Here is a 16,050-nt window from a genome sequence, read left to right as displayed (position 1 = left end):
CTCTTTCTCCATGTCCGCACACATCAGCAACATCCGCCCCGAACCCGACCAGGTGCTGGTCGACATCGTCGACTACGTGCTTGCCCACCGGCAGATCACCAGCGCTCTGGCGTACGAAACCGCGCGCCACTGCCTGATCGACACGCTCGGCTGCGGCCTCGAGGCGCTCGAATACCCGGCCTGCACCAAGCTGCTCGGCCCGATCGTGCCGGGCACGGTGGTGCCCAACGGCGCGAAGGTGCCGGGCACGCCGTATCAGCTCGACCCCGTGCAGGCGGCCTTCAACATCGGCACGATGATCCGCTGGCTCGACTTCAACGACACCTGGCTCGCGGCGGAGTGGGGCCATCCGAGCGACAACCTCGGCGGCATCCTCGCCACGGCCGACTGGCTCAGCCGCAATGCGGTGGCCGCCGGGCGCAAGCCGCTGACCATGCGCGACGTGCTCACCGGCATGATCCAGGCGCACGAGATCCAGGGCTGCCTCGCGCTGGAGAATTCGTTCAATAAGGTCGGGCTCGATCACGTGGTGCTGGTCAAGGTCGCATCGACGGCCGTGGTGGCGCGCCTGCTGGGGCTGACGCGCGACGAGATCGTCAACGCCGTGTCGCTCGCATGGGTCGATGGCCAGAGCCTGCGCACGTACCGCCATGCGCCCAATACCGGCAGCCGCAAGAGCTGGGCGGCGGGCGACGCGACCAGCCGCGCGGTGCGTCTCGCGCTGATTGCGAAGACGGGCGAGATGGGCTACCCGAGCGTGCTCAGCGCCAAGACCTGGGGCTTCTACGACGTGCTGTTCAAGGGGCAACCCTTCAAATTCCAACGCTCGTACGGCAGCTACGTGATGGAAAACGTGCTGTTCAAGATCAGCTTCCCGGCCGAGTTCCACAGCCAGACGGCGGTGGAGGCTGGCATGGCGCAGCATGCGCAGTTGCACAAGATCGGCAAGACCGTGGACGACATCGAGCGGGTGACCATCCGCACGCACGAGGCCTGCATCCGCATCATCGACAAGCAGGGCCCGCTGAACAATCCGGCCGACCGCGACCACTGCATCCAGTACATGGTGGCGGTGCCGATGATCTTCGGCCGCCTCACTGCCGGCGACTACGAGGACAGCGTGGCGAACGACCCGCGCATCGACGCGCTACGCGACAGGATCGTGTGCGTGGAAGACCCGCGCTTCACGGCCGACTACCACGACCCTGAAAAGCGCAGCATCGCGAACGCGCTGACGGTGGCGTTCAAGGACGGCACGAGCCTTGCCGAAGTGGTGGTCGAGTACCCCATCGGCCACAAGCGCCGCCGCGGCGATGGCATTCCGCCGCTCGAAGCCAAGTTCCGCACCAACCTTGCACGCCGCTTCGCGCAGAAGCAGCAGCAGGCCATCCTCGATGTGTCGCTCGATGCGAAGAAACTCGAGGCGATGCCGGTGCACGAGTACGTCGACCTGTACGCGGCCTGAACCATGCCGGCGAACAACGAATCCCCGAAGAAGGTGTTGCGCCGCCTGGCCGAGGCGCGCCGCGGCGTGCTGGTGCCGGGTGCGTTCAATGCGATGTCGGCCCGCGTGATCGAAGACCTCGGCTTCGAGGCGATCTACGTCACGGGCGCGGGCGTCACCAACATGCACCTCGGCCTGCCCGACCAGGCCTTCATGGGCCTGCACGAGATCGCCGAGCACACGGCGCGCATTCGCGACGCGGTGAGCCTGCCGCTGCTGGTCGATGCCGACACCGGCTTCGGCAATGCGCTCAACGTGCGGCACACGGTGCGTGTGCTCGAGCGGGCAGGGGCCGACTGCATCCAGCTCGAAGACCAGGTGAGCCCCAAGCGCTGCGGCCATTTCGCGGGCAAGGCCGTGATCGATACGGGCGAGATGCTCGGCAAGATCAAGGCCGCGGTCGATGCGCGGCAGGACAGCGATCTGCTCGTCATGGCCCGCACCGATGCGGCAGCGGTGCATGGCTTCGAGGCCGCCATCGAGCGAGCGCAGAAGTTCGGCGAGGCCGGCGCCGACATCCTCTTCGTCGAGGCCGTGACACTGGCCGAAGAAGTGCGCGCCATGCCGCAGCGCCTCGGCAAGCCGCAGCTCATGAACATGGTGATCGGCGGCAGGACGCCGACCTTCGGCGCGCAGGAACTGGGCGCGCTGGGCTATGGCTTCGTGCTCTACGCCAATGCCGCATTGCAGGGTGCGGTGGCTGGCATGCAACGTGCGTTGACCGTTCTGCGCGATACCCGCCGGCTGGATGAAGACCCGGCGCTGGTAGCACCTTTTGCTGAAAGGCAGCGCCTGGTCGGCAAGCCATTGCTTGATGAGCTAGAGAAAAAGTACGCGAATTAGCCGCGTTTTTGATGGCGGAGAGGGCACTTGAGTTAGCCTCGTCAGAAAGTTCCTCGTCATTGTTTCGATTTCATGAACACTGCGATTCGGTTGTGTAGGGGTTTGCCCTAGTAATCGTGATGCACACTTGAGGCACCCAAAGGCCCAATGAATAAGGAATTGAAATGAAGACCTCGAACATCCTCGCCGCCGCTGCTCTTTCTCTGCTCGCCGCCGCTGGCGCCCATGCAGAAAGCTACGAAGGCGTGCAGCCGCTGACTTCTGGCTACAGCCGCGCCGACGTGGCGCCCCAGGCAGTTGCCGCCGCCCGCGCCGGCAATGCATATGGCGACAACGACGGCGCTGCTTCGACCGCAACGCCCGCCCTGACCGCTTCGGCCGACCGCGCCGCCGTGCGCAATGAAGCTGTTGCCGCTGCACACGCACCGGGCCAGAACCTGCGCCCCGAAACCTTCGCTGGCAGCGTGATCCCCGCGCAAGCCAAGGGCCTGGCCTTCACGCGCCAAGCCGGCCTGTAATTTGTCGCGGCGCAAGCCGCTTCACTTAACAGCCAGACAAAACCGGACCATGCGAAAGCGTGGTCCGGTTTTTTTATTGCGTCATTTCAGCTTGACCCCGTGCCGATGGCAGTCGTGCGCATGGTCGTCCACGATGCCCGTGGCCTGCATCCACGCGTAGACGATGACGGGGCCGACGAACTTGAAGCCGCGCTTCTTGAGCGCAGCCGAAATATCTTCCGACAGCGGCGTCTTCACCGGCACGCTGCCAGTGCGGTTGACGATGGGCTTGCCGCCAGCCATGCCCCAGATGAACTCCGAGAAGTCTTCGCCCGCCGCCTGCATCGCAAGGTAGGCGCGCGCATTGCCGATGGTGGCTTCGATCTTCGAGCGCGAACGCACGATGCCGGTGTCCTGCATGAGCCGTTCGACATCGGCCTCGGTGAATTTGATGATCTTCTCCGGCACGAAGCCCTTGAAGGCCTTGCGGAACGCATCGCGCTTGCGCAGGATGGTGAGCCACGAGAGGCCGGCCTGGAAGCCGTCGAGCATCAGCTTTTCCCACAGCGCACGGCTGTCGCGCTCGGGCACGCCCCATTCGGCGTCGTGGTAGGCGGCCAGCAGCGGGTCGGTCTGGGCCCATGCGCAGCGGATCTTGGCGTTGCTGTCGTTCATCGTTCGGTATTTCGCTCGGCTATCGTCGGGAATGTTTTTCAGAATGAGGGGGTCACCCTGATGCAGCATTTTCGATTTTCATTGTCGGCCCTGTCGATGGTCGTGCTCGGCCTTGGTGCGAGCGTGCACGCCGAAGCACTCAGGAAGCCCCAGCTCGATCAGCTCGCCGCCGCATGGCAAGCCGGCAAGGTCCCGGCCGATTTCAATGCCTTCCTCGCGCAGGCAGCCAGGAGCAACCCCGCGCTGCAAGCCAGCGTGGCCGCCTATCGCGCGAAGAAACCGCTGGCCGGGGACGACCTCGTCAACATCGCGCGCCTGCTCGGCCTGTACAACCGCCTGCAGAACCAGCAGGCCGTGATCGCGAGCATCGGCGCCATGGTGGCGATTCCGACGGTGCGCAACGTGCAGGTTCCGCCCCACGAGAGCGCGCCGATCATCGAGTTCGGCAAGCTGGTCGAGAAGATGGCGGGCGACTTCGGCCTTGCCTACCGCAATGTCGACAACCGTATCTTCGAAGTCAGCCTCAAAGGCAAGGGCACGGAGGAGTTCGGCATCCTCACGCATGCCGATGTGGTGCCTGCGGTGCTGTCCGAATGGGTGCTCGACGACGGCACGCGGCTCGACCCATTCAGGATGACCCGCGTGGGCGACTTCCTCTACGGCCGCGGCACCATCGACGACAAGGGCTCCATCGCCGCCGTGCTCTACGCCATGAAGGCCGTGAAGGACAGCGGCCTGCCCATCGAGCGCAGCATCCGCCTGATGATCGAGACCACCGAGGAAACCGGTGGCGACGCCATGCAGTACTACCGCGCGAAGACGCAACTGCCGGCCTACAACATCGTGCTCGACAGCAAGTACCCGGCCGTGGTGGCCGAGAAGGGCTCGGGCGCGCTGAAGGTGCTGTTCCCGGCGGAAACGGCCGATGGCGCATCGACGGCGATCACGGCCATGGCCGGCGCCGCGTCGGCCAACGCGATCCCGCAGACGGCAACCGCCACGCTCAAAGGGGGCGACCTTGCCGCTGTGCTCGCAAAGCTCGAAGCAGCAAAGCCGGCCTTCCTGCAGAAGTACGAAGCGCAGGGCGGCAAGTTCGCCATCGACATCGCACGCGGCGCCGACAGCATCGAACTCAAGGTGACAGGCGTCTCGGCCCACGGCTCGCGCCCGGAGGAAGGCGTCAATCCGCTGCCGCGCCTTGCGCTGTTCCTGGAGGAGTCCGGCGTGCCGCTGGCCGCCAACCAGTACCTGAAGGCCGCGAAGTACATCGACGCGCTCTACGGCACCGGCTACTTCGGCGAGAAGATGGGCCTGGGCTACGCCGACGAATTCATGGGCCCGCTGACCTTGTCGCCGAATCTCGTGCGCATGGGCAACGACGGCAGGCTAGAGGTCACGGTCAACGTGCGCATGCCGCGCGGCCGCACGCCCGACGAACTGAAGGCGCAGGTCACCTCGAAGGTCAACGCCTGGGCGAGCGCGAACAACGTGAAGCTCGATGTGGTCTACGATCAGGGCAACTGGATGGCACGCGACCCCAAGGGCGCGTGGCTGTCGACGCTGCTCAACATCTACGGCGACACCACCGGCCTTGAAGCCAAGCCCGTGCCCACGGCCGGCAGCACCACCGCGAAGCTGATGCCCAACGCCATCAACTTCGGTCCCGCCATGCCAGGCAAGAAGTACACGGCGCACAACGCCAAGGAATACAAGGAAGTGCCCGACCTCGACGCCGACATGCAGATGTTCACCGAGATGCTGGTGCGCATCGGCAACCTGCAGCAGATGCAGTAGCGTCAGCGCAGGCCGTGTGCCTGCAGCAGGGCCTTGAGCCGCCGCACTTCGTGCTCCAGGTCGAGGATCAGCGCGGCGGCATCGAGCCCCACGCCGAAGTCGCGCTCCAGCCGGCGCACTTCGAGCGCGTGCTGCAGGTCTTCGCTGGAAAATTGCCAGCGCTCGGGCTGGGTCTCGGCCGTTTCGATCTGCAGGATGCCGACCTCGACCAGTTGCACGACCCAGGCGGTGTCGGCGCCGACGGCGTGCGCCAGTTCGCTCGCCGCGAGCGGCTGCGAGGCGCTGATGGCGGTGGCGGTCGTAAGGGTGAAGTTCACCATGCTCAGACTCCCAGATGCTGGCGTGGGTGGAACGATGCCGTGGCTTGCGCCAGCTGCTCGTAGGCCTTGCGCGCATCGTCGCTGTCGGCGGGGGGCAGGGCGATGTCGAGCAGCAGGTACAGGTCACCGGGCGTCTTGCCCGCGAGGCCCCGGCCCTTGAGCCGCAGCTTCAGGCCGTTGCGCGCATTGCGCGGCACGGTCACCTCGACCACGCCGCCGGTCGGCGTCGGCACCTGCACCTGCGTGCCCAGCGCCGCCTCGGTGGGTGTGACGGGCAGCGTCATGTACAGGTCGCGCTCTTCCACGCGGTACAGCTTGTGCGGCGCAATGCGCACTTCGAGGTACAGGTCGCCCGGCGGCTCGCCGCCGTGGCCGGGCATGCCTTGCCCCGCGAGGCGGATGAACTGGCCCGGGTGCACGCCTGGCGGGATCTTCACGCTGAGCGTGCGGTTCTGCCACTGCGGGTGGCCCTGCGCGTCCACGGTCTGGGCGCGCAGCGTGATTTCGCGCTCGGCGCCGTTGAGTGCGTCTTCGAGGGCAATCTCGATGGCCGCATGGTGGTCTTCGCCGCGCGCCTTGTAGTTCTGCCGCGCCGCGTCGCGCCGCTCGGCCTCGCCGAACAGCGACGAGAAAAACTCGCTGAAGTCGGCGTGGTCGGCCGGGCCCTGGCGCGGGCCGCGGTGGAACTCGAAGCCCTGGTCCCAGCCCGGCGGCGGCTGGAAGCCGCCCTCGGGGTGGCCGCCGCGCGCGACACGGTCGGCCAGCGCGTCGTAGGCCACGCGCTTTTCCTTGTCGCCCAGCACGTCCTTGGCCTCGTTGATGTCGCGCATGCGCTGCTCGGCGTCGGCCTCCTTGCTGACGTCGGGGTGGTACTTGCGGGCGAGCTTGCGGTAGGCCTTGCGCACTTCGTCGTCGGACGCGGTGCGGTCGACACCCAGTGCGCTGTAGTAGTCCTTGAATTCCATGGTGTGTGGCAGTTCGTTGTGTGGACGGCATCAGGGCCCGGGGCGCCGGGGTCGGTCAGGCCAGGGCTGCGTTTCCGTCGATTTGCCGCAGCAGCGGCGTTACGCCCCATGTGGGGCCCCTGCGCTCGAAACGCAATGGCTGCGCGTTGCCGAGCAGGCCGAGGTCGACGGGCACACCCAGCAGCGCGGCCAGCGCATAGAGCGTGCCGCCGTGCGCCACCACCAGCACCGGGGCGGGCAGCCGCAGGGCCTCGTCGAGAGCGGCGCGCGTGCGTGCGACGAACTGCGTGAGCGTCTCTCCGCCCTCGGGCTCGCAGGCCCAGTCGATGTTGGCGGACGAGGTGCCGATCAGCGCGCCGAAGTTGCGCTCGCGCAGCGCGGCCTGCGCGGCCGGCACCAGTTTCAGCGCCGTGCCAACGGCGTGGGCGGTGTCGTTCGCGCGCCGCGCATCGCTGCACACGACGGTGCGGATGGGCTCGCCCGCCAGCAGCCCGGCAGCGCGCGCGGCCTGCTGCAGGCCGAGCTCGCTCAGGGGTTCGTCCACCGCCTGGAAGATGCGCTGCGCATTGCGCCCGGTCTGGCCATGGCGCAGGAAGTAGAAGTGATCGCAGGCGGTCGACAGCGGTTGCGTCTCGGCGATGCGGACGAGCTGATCGAGGCCGCCGGTGCCGATGTGAACGGACGTGGTCTGTGACATGGCGTGTCGCTTTCAGCCGAACTTCATGCCCTTGGGGCGGCCCCGCAGCCGGTTGACGTAGGCGTCGAGCTTGGGCCGGTTCAGGATGCCGCCGAACGCGCGGTGCCAGATGAGCATCGAGCCGATCATCACGTCGGCCGCGGTGAACCGCGCGCCGAACAGGTAGGGGCCATCGCCCAGTTCGCGCTCGACCGCGTCCTTGGCCGCTTCGAAGTCCGTCCAGCCGCGCGCTCTGTTGTTGCTGCGGATCTTCAGCAGGCTGTCGCCCATCGCAGGCTCCAGCTGCGAGGTCGAGTAGACCATCAGCGACAGGTAGCGGCCGCGCTCCGGCGAACCGATGAAAGGCGCGAGCCGCTTGCCGGGAAACTTCTCGGCGACGTACATGCAGATGGCCGCGTTCTCGAAGACGCGCGTGCGTCCGTCGACCAGCGCCGGCAGCTTGCCCGCCGGATTGATCTTCAGGAACTCGGGTGTCTTGTGGGCCTTGTCCTTGATGAGCGTGGTCACGATCTCGTAGTCGACGCCGGCTTCGTCAAGCATCCATTTGGCAACCTGCGAGCGGCTGTGCGGGTCGAAATACAACTTCATCGTCATCGGCTTGTCTCCTTTGCCTCGAACGGTCAGAACTTGGGGATGCGCAGCGTCTTGCTGATCATGAGCGTGCCCGACAGGGCGAACAGCAACACCAGCGGATGCAGTTGCCACGGGCCGACGGCCCAGGCGGCGCCCCACAGGGCGTCGCCGATGCGGCCCTGCCAGGCCGCGTACGCCAGCACGCCCACCAGCACCACGCTGGTCGGGATGGGCGTGCCCTCGAAGTACTTCACCTTGTCAGCGCCGGCCGACAGCGCTTCGGCCGTGACGTTGTAGCGCGCGAGCCGGCTCACGCCGCAGCCCACGAAATAGATCAGGATCACGCAGTCCCAGCCGCCGTTCAGCCCGGCCGCGAAGCCGAGCGCGGCGGGCGCCACGCCGAACGAGATCACATCGGCGAGCGAGTCGAGCTCGCGCCCGAGGGCCGATTGGGTCTGGCGCCAGCGCGCGATGCGGCCGTCGAGCACGTCGAAGATGAAGGCAGCCGGCGCGAGCGCTGCCGCCCACAGGAACTGCGCCAGCGAATGGCTCGCCATGAAGGCCATCGCCAGGAACACCGCACCCACTCCGCAGGCCGCATTGCCGAGCGTGAACGCATCGGCGAGGTGGAACCCCCGGATCATCGAAAAATGCTTGCGGGCTGGCGCGGTGGAAGGAGTGGTCATGAAAGAAGGGTTGGCAAACGGCGAATGGACCGCACCTTAACCGAAGCGCGCGGCGCTTCCTGTAGTCGCGGTCCGACGGACAGGCGGCGCTTTCGGGCCGCCGAAGCTCAGCTGCCGTGGTGCGCTTCGACGATCCGCGCGAAGCGCCCGAGCAGCCCGGCCGCCGTGTCGGTAGGGCCTACGCGCTCGCGCAACGCGGCCGGATCGACGCCGGCGGAAGCCAGGTCGTCGGCCAGCAGGTCGATGTAGCCGCGCATGGCCTCGGCGTCGAACTCGGGGTGGAACTGCACGCCCCAGGCGTGCTTGCCGACCCGGAAGGCGTGCACCGGCTCGTGGTCGTTACCGGCCAGCCGCACCGCGCCTTCGGGCAGGCGAAGCGCGCTTTGCCAGTGCACCACGTGCGCCGGAAACTGCGCGGGCAGGCCGCGCAACAGCGGGTCGGTGGCGGCCGCCTCCTCGAGGGTGACTGTGACGGTGCCGACCTCCACGCCCGCCGGATGATTGCCTGCTTCGCCGCCGAGCGCATGCGCGAGCAGCTGGTGGCCGTAGCAGATGCCGAGCACCGGCGTGTCGTGCGCCACCAGCTGCGCGAGCCACGCGGCGGTGGTTTCGCTCCAGGGCTCGCGGTGCGACACCATCGCGTGCGAGCCCGTCACCACCACGCCGGAGACCGCTTCCGCGTCGGGCAGCGTGTCGCCGCGGCGCGGGTCGATCACCAGGATCGGCAGCGCCTGCGTGTCCAGCCCGTCGGCAATCCAGTTCTCGAAGTCGCCGCGCTCTGCGCGAAGGGCTTCGAAGGTGCTTCCAACCTTGACGATGACGAGCGGCTTCGGGGGCGTTTTTTCCATGCCCGCGATCATGCCGCAGACCGAAAGCGAGGTTTCGACGTGCGGTTTCAGCGCGAGGCTTCCCTGCTGTGCAGCAGGTCCATGAAGGCCCGGCCCACCGGCGAGGGCGACCGGCCCGCGCGCGTGATGAGCCCGATGGGCCGGGACATGGCCGGGCGCTGCAGCGGCACCGTCACCAGGTCGTCGTTGCGCGTGAGCTGCAGCGCCAGCCGCGGCAGCGCCGTGATGCCCAGGCCCGCGGCCACCAGCGCGCCGGCCGCGGCCACGCTCGGGTACTCCAGCGCCGGCACCACCTGCAGTCCGCGCTGGAGAAAGGCCGCGTCGGTGATCGGTCGGATGCTGCTGCGAAAGCCGCTGGCAATGAAGGGCCGCGTCGCGAACACCGACCACGCCACCGTCGTCCGCGCCGCCAGCGGATCGTCGCGCCGGCACAGCAGCATGAACGGGTCGTCGATCAGGTGGCGGTACAGCATCGGTTCCTGAGGCCCGGGGCGCACGCTGATGCCGAAGTCGGCCCGGCCTTCGTCCACGGCCGAGCGCACCAGCTCCGCCGGCCCTTCGATCAGCGAGAACTCCACCTGCGGGTGGCTGCGGCGGAATTCCACGATCGCGTTCGGCAGCAGCGCCGCGCCCGTGGACGGCAGCGACGCAATGGTGAGGTGGCCGCTTCGGCCTTCGAGAAACTGCGACAGCTCGCTGAACGAGCTGTGGAAGTTCTCCAGGATGCGCAGCGCAATCGGCAGCAGCTCGCGCCCGGCGGGCGTGAGTTCCACGTGGCGTGTGTCGCGGTCGAACAGCCGCGCGCCGGCCAGGTCTTCGACGATGCGGATGGTGCGGCTCAGCGCGGGCTGCGACACATGCAGCGCCAGCGCGGCGGCGCGGAAGTTCGAGGTCTTCGCCACTTCGGCGAAGGCCTCCAGCTGCTGCAGCGTGATGTCGATTCGCACGGGTGCATCTCTTGTGGATTGATCCATCCAAGTTATCACAGATATAGAAATATTCGTCTTCCCAGATCAATGCGGGAAGCCCAGACTGGCGCCACTGAAACGAGACAACGGGCCTGGCAACAGGCGCGGGACATGCAAAAAATACTGGAAGGCATCCGGGTGCTCGAACTCGGACAGGTGCTGGCCGGGCCGTTCGCGGGGGCGATCCTCGCGGACCTGGGGGCCGACGTGGTCAAGCTCGAACGCACCGAGGGCGGCGACGACGCGCGCCACATGGGCCCGGCGTTCCGGCATGGCGACGCGCTCAACTTTCATGTGTTCAACCGCGGCAAGAAGTCGGTGGCCATCGACCTCAAGAGCGCCGACGGCATGGCGGTGTTCGAGCGGCTGGCGGGAGAGTCCGACATCCTGATCCACAACCTGCGCCCCGGCGTCACGCAATCGATGGGCATCGACGGACCGGCGTTGTGTGCGCGCCATCCGCGCCTCGTCTACTGCGAGATCTCCGCCTTCGGCCACGCCGGGCCGTTGGCCATGCAGCCGGGCTACGAGCCGCTGATACAGGCCTTCAGCGGGTTGTCGAGCATCAACGGCGGGCCCGAAGACCCGCCCCTGCGCACCGGCGCCTCGGTGTGCGACCAGGGCACCGGCATGTGGGCCGTGATCGGTGCGCTGGCGCTGCTGCAGCGGCGCCACGTCACCGGCAAGGGCGGCGTGGTGAGCGCCTCGCTGCTCGAGACGGCGCTGGTCTGGACCGGTCAGAAGGCCGACGCCTATGCCAACGAAGGTCGCCTGCCCGATCGCCACCGCTCGGGCCACCCGGGCTTCGTGCCCTACGAATCCTTCGACACCGCCGACGCGCCGCTGCTCGTGTGCTGCGGCAACGACCGGCTGTTCGCCAAGTTCGCACACGAACTCGGCCGCGGCGACTGGACCGGCGACGAGCGCTTTGCCACCAACCGCCAGCGGCTGCGCCACAAGGCTGCACTGTTCGAGCAGATCGTGCCGCTGCTGCGCGCACGCACCCGCGACGACTGGGCTGCGCGCTTCGCCGCGGCCGGCGTGCCCTGCGCGCCGGTGCACACCGTGCCCGAGGCCATCGCGCACCCGCAGGTCGAGGCCCTGGGCATGTTGCAGGCCGTGCCGGGCGAAGACTTCAGGCTGACCGCGCTGCCGCTGTCGATCGACGGCGCGCGGCCGCAGCACCGCGCGGTGGCACCGCGGCTGGGCCAGCACAACGCGGAGTTCGGCGCGCCCGCCATACCGCCACAGAAAGACCAGGGAGCCGCACATGTCTGACTTGCCACGCCGCGTTCACTTGCACGAGGAAGGCCCGCGCGAGGGCTTCCAGATCGAGGCCGGCCCCATCGCGTCGGCCGACAAGGTGCGCCTCATCGAGGCGCTGGCAGAGAGCGGGCTCGAAGAGGTGCAATGCGTGTCCTTCGTCAACCCCGAGCGCGTGCCCGGCATGGCCGACGCCGAACTGGTCGCCCGGTCGATCCGCAAGCGCGACGGCGTGCGCTACTCGGGCCTGTGGCTCAACCTGCGCGGCATGCAGCGTGCGATGCGCACGCAGCTCGACATCGAAGGCACCATCGGCACCAGCGCGTCGGAGGCCTTTTCGGTGCGCAACAACGGCAAGGGCCTGGCCGCGCTGCGCGAGGCCCAGCGCGAAACGCTGGCGTTCTGCGTGGACCACGGCATTGCGGTCACGCGCGGCATCGTCACCACGGCCTTCGGCTGCAACCTCGAAGGCGTGATCGCCCCGGCCACCGTGGTCGAGCGCGTGGCGCAGATGCTCGACACCATGGCCGAGTTCGGCCTGCGCTTGCCGATATTGCGGCTGGCCGACACCGTGGGCTGGGCCCAGCCCAACGCCATTGCCGCGGTGGTGGGCGCCGTGCGCGAGCGCTGGCCCGAGCTGCGGCTGGGCCTGCACCTGCACGACACGCGCGGCACCGCCATGGCCAATGCATTGATGGGCCTGCAGATGGGCATCGACACCTTCGACAGCGCCTGCGCCGGCCTGGGCGGCTGCCCGTTCGCGGGCCACACCGGCGCGGCCGGCAACATCTGCACCGAAGACCTGGCCTTCATGTGCGAGGAGATGGGCATCGAGACCGGCGTGGACCTCGACGCGCTCATCGGCTGCGCGCAGCTGGCCGAAGAAATCGTCGGCCATCCGCTGCCGGGCAAGCTCATGCGGGCCGGCACGCTGGGCCGGTTCCGGCACTGAGCGCTTCACGCTACCTTGCAAGCCGAAGAACAAAACATTCCACAGGAGACAACGACATGCCGACTTTCTTCTCCCGACTCTGTGCCGCCTCGGCGCTCTGTGCGGCCGTGCTGGCTGCCGGCCCGGTGCACGCGCAGCCGTACCCGAGCAAGCCCATCACCATCGTCGTGCCCTTCGGCGCCGGCAGCGGCACCGACCAGCAGGCGCGCAGCATGGCGCAGGCGCTGGGCGCCGAGTACAAGGTGCCCGTCATCGTGGACAACCGGGCCGGCGCCAGCGGCTTCATTGCCGCGCAGTACGTGGCCAAGGCCGCGCCCGACGGCTACACCCTGCTCATGACCACCAACACCACCCACGCGGCCAACGAGCACCTGTTCAAGAAGCTGCCCTACGACCCGGTGAAGGACTTCACTCCGGTCACGCTGCTGTCCAAGGGCCACATGCTGCTGCTGGTGAATGCCGAGTCGCCCATCAAGTCGGTCGCAGACCTCGTGGCCGCGGCGAAGAAGTCGCCCGGCAAGCTCAATTTCGGCAGCGGCAGTTCGTCGAGCCGCGTGGCCAGCGAACTGCTCAAGCAGATGGCCGGCATCGACATGGTGAACGTGCCCTACAAGAGCAACCCGCTGGCTATCACCGACCTGCTGGGCGGGCAGGTCGACTTCATGTTCGCCGACGCGCCCACCGCACTGCCGCAGGTCAAGAGCGGCAAGCTGCGCGCGCTGGCTGTCAGCGGCAACAAGCGACTTGCCGCCGTGCCGGCGCTGCCCACCGTGGAAGAGGCCGGCGTGAAGGGCTACGACATGTCGTACTGGACGGCCGTGTACCTGCCGCCGGGCGCGCCCGCGGCCGTGACGCACAAGGTCAACGAGATGATGATCAAGGTCTCCGCTGCGCCCGCCGTGGTCGCCTACCAGACCACCACCAGCGGTGAGGCCGTGACCAGCACGCCCGAGGGGCTCGCGCAGTTCCAGGCGGCCGAGTCGCAGAAGTGGGGCCAGGTGATTCGCGCGGCCGGCATCCAGCCGGAATGACGACGCCGAGAGTGTGGGCGGGTGCCGGGGGCTCGCAAGGCGGGCAGGGTGCGGCTACAGTTGATGCATCTTTCGCAGCCGACCTGCAACCCGACCCGACCTCACCTCACTGGCCCATTCACCGATGCGTTCCCTGGCACTCTTCCTGTCGATCTTCGCCGCCGCGGCAGGCGCGCACGCGGAAGTGATTCGCTGCACCGATGCCAATGGGGCCATCTCGTACACCAACGTCGAATGCCCGGCGGGTAGCAAGCAGTCGCGCCAGGTGCAGATCCTGGAAGCGCCGGTGCCCGTCCCCAACCGCCGGCCCGACTACGCGCCACCGCAAGGCGCTGCGCCATCCACCCCGCCGCCTGCCCAGGTGGCCGCTAACCCGCCGTCGGGCCCCGCCATCATTCCGCGCTACCCCGCCGGCATGCAGGAGCTGCAGCAACAGCAGCCGGCTGCCGACCCGCCCGTCGTCATCCTGAGCCCCGACCCGTACTACGACGGCGTGCGCCCCATCCGCCGGCCGCCGCCGCACGTGCGCGACCCGGGGCCGCCGCCGGGCCAGCGGCCCTGCCAGAACCTCGCGGGCATCAAGCGCAACAACTGCTGAATGAGCGCAGGGGAATCCAGCAGGCCCGACAGCCTTCTTCCGTGGACCGTCTACTGCGACGGCAGCGCCATGCCCAACCCGGGCCGCATGGGCATCGGTGCCGTCATCACCGCGCCGGACGGCGCGCGCCACACGCTGTCGCAGGCCACGCACACCACCGGCTGCAACAACGAAGCCGAGCTGCGGGCGCTGACGCTGGCCCTGCAGGAGCTGCGCGCACGCGGCGCGACGGCAGTGCGGGCCTACAGCGACAACAGCATCCTCGTCGAGCAGCTGGCCGCGTCCGAAGCGAAGCCGATCGCGCGCATGGCCGCGTTGTTCGACGATGCCCGCGCCTTGCTCGCAAGCTTCGACGACGCACGCGTGCAGTGGATCCCGCGCCACCGAAACGGCGAGGCCGACGCACTGGCCCGTGCCGCGCTGGGCTTCGCGCCAAAGCCCCCGGCGCGGCACCCGAAGAAGAAGCGGCGCTAGGGCAGGGCGCGGAGCCCCTATCATCACGCGCCATGACAGAAGCCACTCCCCGCCCACCCCTTCCCGACCATCTCTCCATCGATCCGCGCAGCCCGCACCACGTGGCCGCCGCGTTCGAGCACGACATCGGCATCCGTTTCAACGGCAAGGACCGCCTCGACGTCGAGGAATACTGCATCAGCGAAGGCTGGGTCAAGGTGCCCGCCGGCAAGACCCTCGACCGCAAGGGCAAGCCCCTGCTGCTCAAGCTGAAAGGCAAGGTCGAGGCGTTCTACAAGTAAGCCGGTTCAGCGCCACTGCAGCAGCAGCGACCAGGGCTGGCGGCTCATGTGGCGATCGATACAGCCCGGCGCACCCAGGGTGCATCCCTCGGGCAGGTAGCTCGGGTCCAGCCACCGCGTGCCCGGCGCAAAGTCGAGCCGGCGCCGCGTGACCGACTGCAGCACGTTGCCGCCTACCGCGTCGAAGCCCGTGGCATCCACGGCCACCACCACGTCGCAGTGCATGGGCAGAGACTCGCCGCCCGTGTCGCGCGTGGCCAGCACTCCACCGATCTTGTCGAAGGTGTCGAGTTCGGCGCCCGTGCCGCGCGCCTGGCAGACGATGTCGCCGATGCGCGGCGGCGTGTGCCTCAGGTCGCAGGCTCGAAGGGCGTAGCGCGTGGGCCGGCCCGCGGCCTCGACGATGCCGGCTTGCCAGGCGGCGCCCGCATAGTCGACATGCGCTTCGGAGAAAACGAACTCGTCATCCGCCAGCCCGGCCTGTCGCGCCAGCCAGCTGATGAAGGCCGCGGACCAGGGCGTGTCGATCACCGCGACGCGGGCGAGGGCGACCTGCACCGCGCGCAGCTCTCCAGAATCAAGCCCCTCGTCGGGGCCTACGCCCATGCCTTGAAGCCGCCCGGCCGTCGCCTCGTTCAACGCCTGCATCAGCAGGTGCCGGTCGGCGGGGCGCAGCGCGCCGAAGCGCACGAGCGACGGCAGCCGCGGGTCGACCGCCTGCCAATAGCCGAGCACCCGCTGCCATGGCGCCAGGCCCGGCAGGGTGGGGCGCGTGTCTTCGGCCTCGGAGCTACCGGCTTCGGTCATGCGGCCTTCGGCGTCCATGGCTTGGCCGCCGAAGGCTTCGTGCTCCTGCAGCGCGAAGGTGGCCATGGCGAGTGCACGCGACGGCGAGGGGGCTTGCGTGGCGGTGTCGAGGCAGCCTTGCGCGGCCGACGCGGGACTTGCGAAGGCCAGCCACAGGACGCAGGCGAGCACGGCCAACGAGCGGCGAGGCGTGCGATGAATCGTGACGGGTGGCGGCATGTGGAGCGAGCATAGCTGCGGGCACGATGCTCTGGATGCGCAGGTCTATCGCCGC

19 protein-coding genes are annotated in these 16,050 nt (G+C 68.3%); 10 read left to right on the top strand and 9 right to left on the bottom strand.

All coding sequences use genetic code 11. From position 1 onward, the window contains the following. Nucleotides 1–10: 10 nt before the first annotated feature. From ACEOAB_RS17130 to ACEOAB_RS17120, 3 genes are all read left to right on the top strand, one after another. Nucleotides 11–1,465 (top strand): bifunctional 2-methylcitrate dehydratase/aconitate hydratase, encoded by a 1,455-nt coding sequence (locus ACEOAB_RS17130; RefSeq protein ID WP_413750413.1) that lies wholly within the window; start codon nt 11–13, stop codon nt 1,463–1,465. Nucleotides 1,466–1,468: 3 nt separating this feature from the next. Further along, complete coding sequence (locus tag ACEOAB_RS17125; protein WP_413750412.1) at nt 1,469–2,347, top strand: isocitrate lyase/PEP mutase family protein; 879 nt, start codon at nt 1,469–1,471, stop codon at nt 2,345–2,347. Nucleotides 2,348–2,511: 164 nt separating this feature from the next. Next, entirely contained in the window at nt 2,512–2,865 is a 354-nt protein-coding gene (locus tag ACEOAB_RS17120; protein ID WP_056522489.1) for a hypothetical protein, read from the top strand. A gap of 81 nt (nt 2,866–2,946) precedes the next feature. On the opposite strand, the gene ACEOAB_RS17115 is transcribed toward ACEOAB_RS17120, so the two are convergent. Next, on the bottom strand, nt 2,947–3,519 hold the full coding sequence (locus ACEOAB_RS17115) for a DNA-3-methyladenine glycosylase I (protein ID WP_413750411.1): 573 nt from the start codon (nt 3,517–3,519) through the stop codon (nt 2,947–2,949). Between the two features lie 60 nt (nt 3,520–3,579). Here ACEOAB_RS17115 and ACEOAB_RS17110 point away from each other — a divergent pair, with 60 nt between their 5' ends. Next, complete coding sequence (locus tag ACEOAB_RS17110) at nt 3,580–5,313, top strand: dipeptidase (protein WP_413750410.1); 1,734 nt, start codon at nt 3,580–3,582, stop codon at nt 5,311–5,313. 2 nt (nt 5,314–5,315) lie between these two features. On the opposite strand, the gene ACEOAB_RS17105 is transcribed toward ACEOAB_RS17110, so the two are convergent. The 7 genes from ACEOAB_RS17105 to ACEOAB_RS17075 form a co-directional block, all read right to left on the bottom strand. Further along, a complete protein-coding gene (locus ACEOAB_RS17105) occupies nt 5,316–5,633 on the bottom strand; it encodes a chaperone modulator CbpM (protein ID WP_413750409.1) in 318 nt (105 codons plus the stop codon). 2 nt (nt 5,634–5,635) lie between these two features. Beyond that, nucleotides 5,636–6,598 carry a DnaJ C-terminal domain-containing protein gene (locus tag ACEOAB_RS17100; RefSeq protein ID WP_495653000.1) on the bottom strand — a complete coding sequence of 321 codons (963 nt, stop codon included), beginning with the start codon at nt 6,596–6,598 and terminating at the stop codon, nt 5,636–5,638. Nucleotides 6,599–6,653: 55 nt separating this feature from the next. Continuing rightward, on the bottom strand, nt 6,654–7,295 hold the full coding sequence (locus tag ACEOAB_RS17095) for a histidine phosphatase family protein (RefSeq protein WP_495652999.1): 642 nt from the start codon (nt 7,293–7,295) through the stop codon (nt 6,654–6,656). A 12-nt stretch (nt 7,296–7,307) separates the two neighbouring features. After that, complete coding sequence (locus ACEOAB_RS17090; RefSeq protein ID WP_413751030.1) at nt 7,308–7,889, bottom strand: glutathione S-transferase family protein; 582 nt, start codon at nt 7,887–7,889, stop codon at nt 7,308–7,310. 26 nt (nt 7,890–7,915) lie between these two features. Beyond that, complete coding sequence (locus ACEOAB_RS17085; protein WP_056591886.1) at nt 7,916–8,554, bottom strand: CDP-alcohol phosphatidyltransferase family protein; 639 nt, start codon at nt 8,552–8,554, stop codon at nt 7,916–7,918. 107 nt (nt 8,555–8,661) lie between these two features. Further along, nucleotides 8,662–9,402, bottom strand: a complete 741-nt coding sequence (locus tag ACEOAB_RS17080) for a glutamine amidotransferase (protein WP_495652998.1) — start codon at nt 9,400–9,402, stop codon at nt 8,662–8,664. A gap of 47 nt (nt 9,403–9,449) precedes the next feature. Continuing rightward, nucleotides 9,450–10,349, bottom strand: a complete 900-nt coding sequence (locus ACEOAB_RS17075) for a LysR family transcriptional regulator (RefSeq protein ID WP_056591889.1) — start codon at nt 10,347–10,349, stop codon at nt 9,450–9,452. 132 nt (nt 10,350–10,481) lie between these two features. Between ACEOAB_RS17075 and ACEOAB_RS17070 the strand changes: the two genes are divergently transcribed. The 6 genes from ACEOAB_RS17070 to ACEOAB_RS17045 all read left to right on the top strand — a co-directional run bounded on the left by ACEOAB_RS17070 (nt 10,482) and on the right by ACEOAB_RS17045 (nt 14,969). After that, nucleotides 10,482–11,648 carry a CaiB/BaiF CoA transferase family protein gene (locus tag ACEOAB_RS17070; protein WP_495652997.1) on the top strand — a complete coding sequence of 389 codons (1,167 nt, stop codon included), beginning with the start codon at nt 10,482–10,484 and terminating at the stop codon, nt 11,646–11,648. Continuing rightward, nucleotides 11,641–12,585 (top strand): hydroxymethylglutaryl-CoA lyase, encoded by a 945-nt coding sequence (locus tag ACEOAB_RS17065; protein WP_413751266.1) that lies wholly within the window; start codon nt 11,641–11,643, stop codon nt 12,583–12,585. Before ACEOAB_RS17070 ends, ACEOAB_RS17065 begins: the two co-directional genes overlap by 8 nt. 56 nt (nt 12,586–12,641) lie before the next feature. Next, nucleotides 12,642–13,616 carry a Bug family tripartite tricarboxylate transporter substrate binding protein gene (locus ACEOAB_RS17060; protein ID WP_413751265.1) on the top strand — a complete coding sequence of 325 codons (975 nt, stop codon included), beginning with the start codon at nt 12,642–12,644 and terminating at the stop codon, nt 13,614–13,616. Between the two features lie 124 nt (nt 13,617–13,740). Further along, nucleotides 13,741–14,214, top strand: a complete 474-nt coding sequence (locus ACEOAB_RS17055) for a hypothetical protein (protein WP_495652996.1) — start codon at nt 13,741–13,743, stop codon at nt 14,212–14,214. Further along, nucleotides 14,215–14,688, top strand: a complete 474-nt coding sequence (locus ACEOAB_RS17050) for a ribonuclease HI family protein (protein WP_413749532.1) — start codon at nt 14,215–14,217, stop codon at nt 14,686–14,688. Nucleotides 14,689–14,720: 32 nt separating this feature from the next. Beyond that, nucleotides 14,721–14,969 (top strand): DUF3297 family protein, encoded by a 249-nt coding sequence (locus ACEOAB_RS17045; RefSeq protein WP_007834582.1) that lies wholly within the window; start codon nt 14,721–14,723, stop codon nt 14,967–14,969. A gap of 6 nt (nt 14,970–14,975) precedes the next feature. Here the strand turns inward: ACEOAB_RS17045 and ACEOAB_RS17040 are convergent, their stop codons facing one another. Beyond that, the gene (locus ACEOAB_RS17040) at nt 14,976–15,995 is read right to left on the bottom strand and encodes a DUF2272 domain-containing protein (RefSeq protein WP_413749531.1); all 1,020 of its coding nucleotides are present in this window, start codon (nt 15,993–15,995) and stop codon (nt 14,976–14,978) included. Between the last annotated feature and the right edge of the window lie 55 nt (nt 15,996–16,050).

Source organism: Variovorax sp. Varisp53 (assembly GCF_059491555.1).
The sequence above is the reverse complement of the archived record's forward strand: the minus strand, read 5'-3'. Positions and strand labels throughout refer to the sequence as shown.

Coding starts and splice junctions, on each gene's coding strand:
- ACEOAB_RS17130 (WP_413750413.1), top strand. CDS start 11: ATGTCCGCACACATCAGCAACATCCGCCCCGAACCCGACCAGGTGCTG.
- ACEOAB_RS17125 (WP_413750412.1), top strand. CDS start 1,469: ATGCCGGCGAACAACGAATCCCCGAAGAAGGTGTTGCGCCGCCTGGCC.
- ACEOAB_RS17120 (WP_056522489.1), top strand. CDS start 2,512: ATGAAGACCTCGAACATCCTCGCCGCCGCTGCTCTTTCTCTGCTCGCC.
- ACEOAB_RS17115 (WP_413750411.1), bottom strand. CDS start 3,519: ATGAACGACAGCAACGCCAAGATCCGCTGCGCATGGGCCCAGACCGAC.
- ACEOAB_RS17110 (WP_413750410.1), top strand. CDS start 3,580: ATGCAGCATTTTCGATTTTCATTGTCGGCCCTGTCGATGGTCGTGCTC.
- ACEOAB_RS17105 (WP_413750409.1), bottom strand. CDS start 5,633: ATGGTGAACTTCACCCTTACGACCGCCACCGCCATCAGCGCCTCGCAG.
- ACEOAB_RS17100 (WP_495653000.1), bottom strand. CDS start 6,598: ATGGAATTCAAGGACTACTACAGCGCACTGGGTGTCGACCGCACCGCG.
- ACEOAB_RS17095 (WP_495652999.1), bottom strand. CDS start 7,295: ATGTCACAGACCACGTCCGTTCACATCGGCACCGGCGGCCTCGATCAG.
- ACEOAB_RS17090 (WP_413751030.1), bottom strand. CDS start 7,889: ATGACGATGAAGTTGTATTTCGACCCGCACAGCCGCTCGCAGGTTGCC.
- ACEOAB_RS17085 (WP_056591886.1), bottom strand. CDS start 8,554: ATGACCACTCCTTCCACCGCGCCAGCCCGCAAGCATTTTTCGATGATC.
- ACEOAB_RS17080 (WP_495652998.1), bottom strand. CDS start 9,402: ATGGAAAAAACGCCCCCGAAGCCGCTCGTCATCGTCAAGGTTGGAAGC.
- ACEOAB_RS17070 (WP_495652997.1), top strand. CDS start 10,482: ATGCAAAAAATACTGGAAGGCATCCGGGTGCTCGAACTCGGACAGGTG.
- ACEOAB_RS17065 (WP_413751266.1), top strand. CDS start 11,641: ATGTCTGACTTGCCACGCCGCGTTCACTTGCACGAGGAAGGCCCGCGC.
- ACEOAB_RS17060 (WP_413751265.1), top strand. CDS start 12,642: ATGCCGACTTTCTTCTCCCGACTCTGTGCCGCCTCGGCGCTCTGTGCG.
- ACEOAB_RS17055 (WP_495652996.1), top strand. CDS start 13,741: ATGCGTTCCCTGGCACTCTTCCTGTCGATCTTCGCCGCCGCGGCAGGC.
- ACEOAB_RS17050 (WP_413749532.1), top strand. CDS start 14,215: ATGAGCGCAGGGGAATCCAGCAGGCCCGACAGCCTTCTTCCGTGGACC.
- ACEOAB_RS17045 (WP_007834582.1), top strand. CDS start 14,721: ATGACAGAAGCCACTCCCCGCCCACCCCTTCCCGACCATCTCTCCATC.
- ACEOAB_RS17040 (WP_413749531.1), bottom strand. CDS start 15,995: ATGCCGCCACCCGTCACGATTCATCGCACGCCTCGCCGCTCGTTGGCC.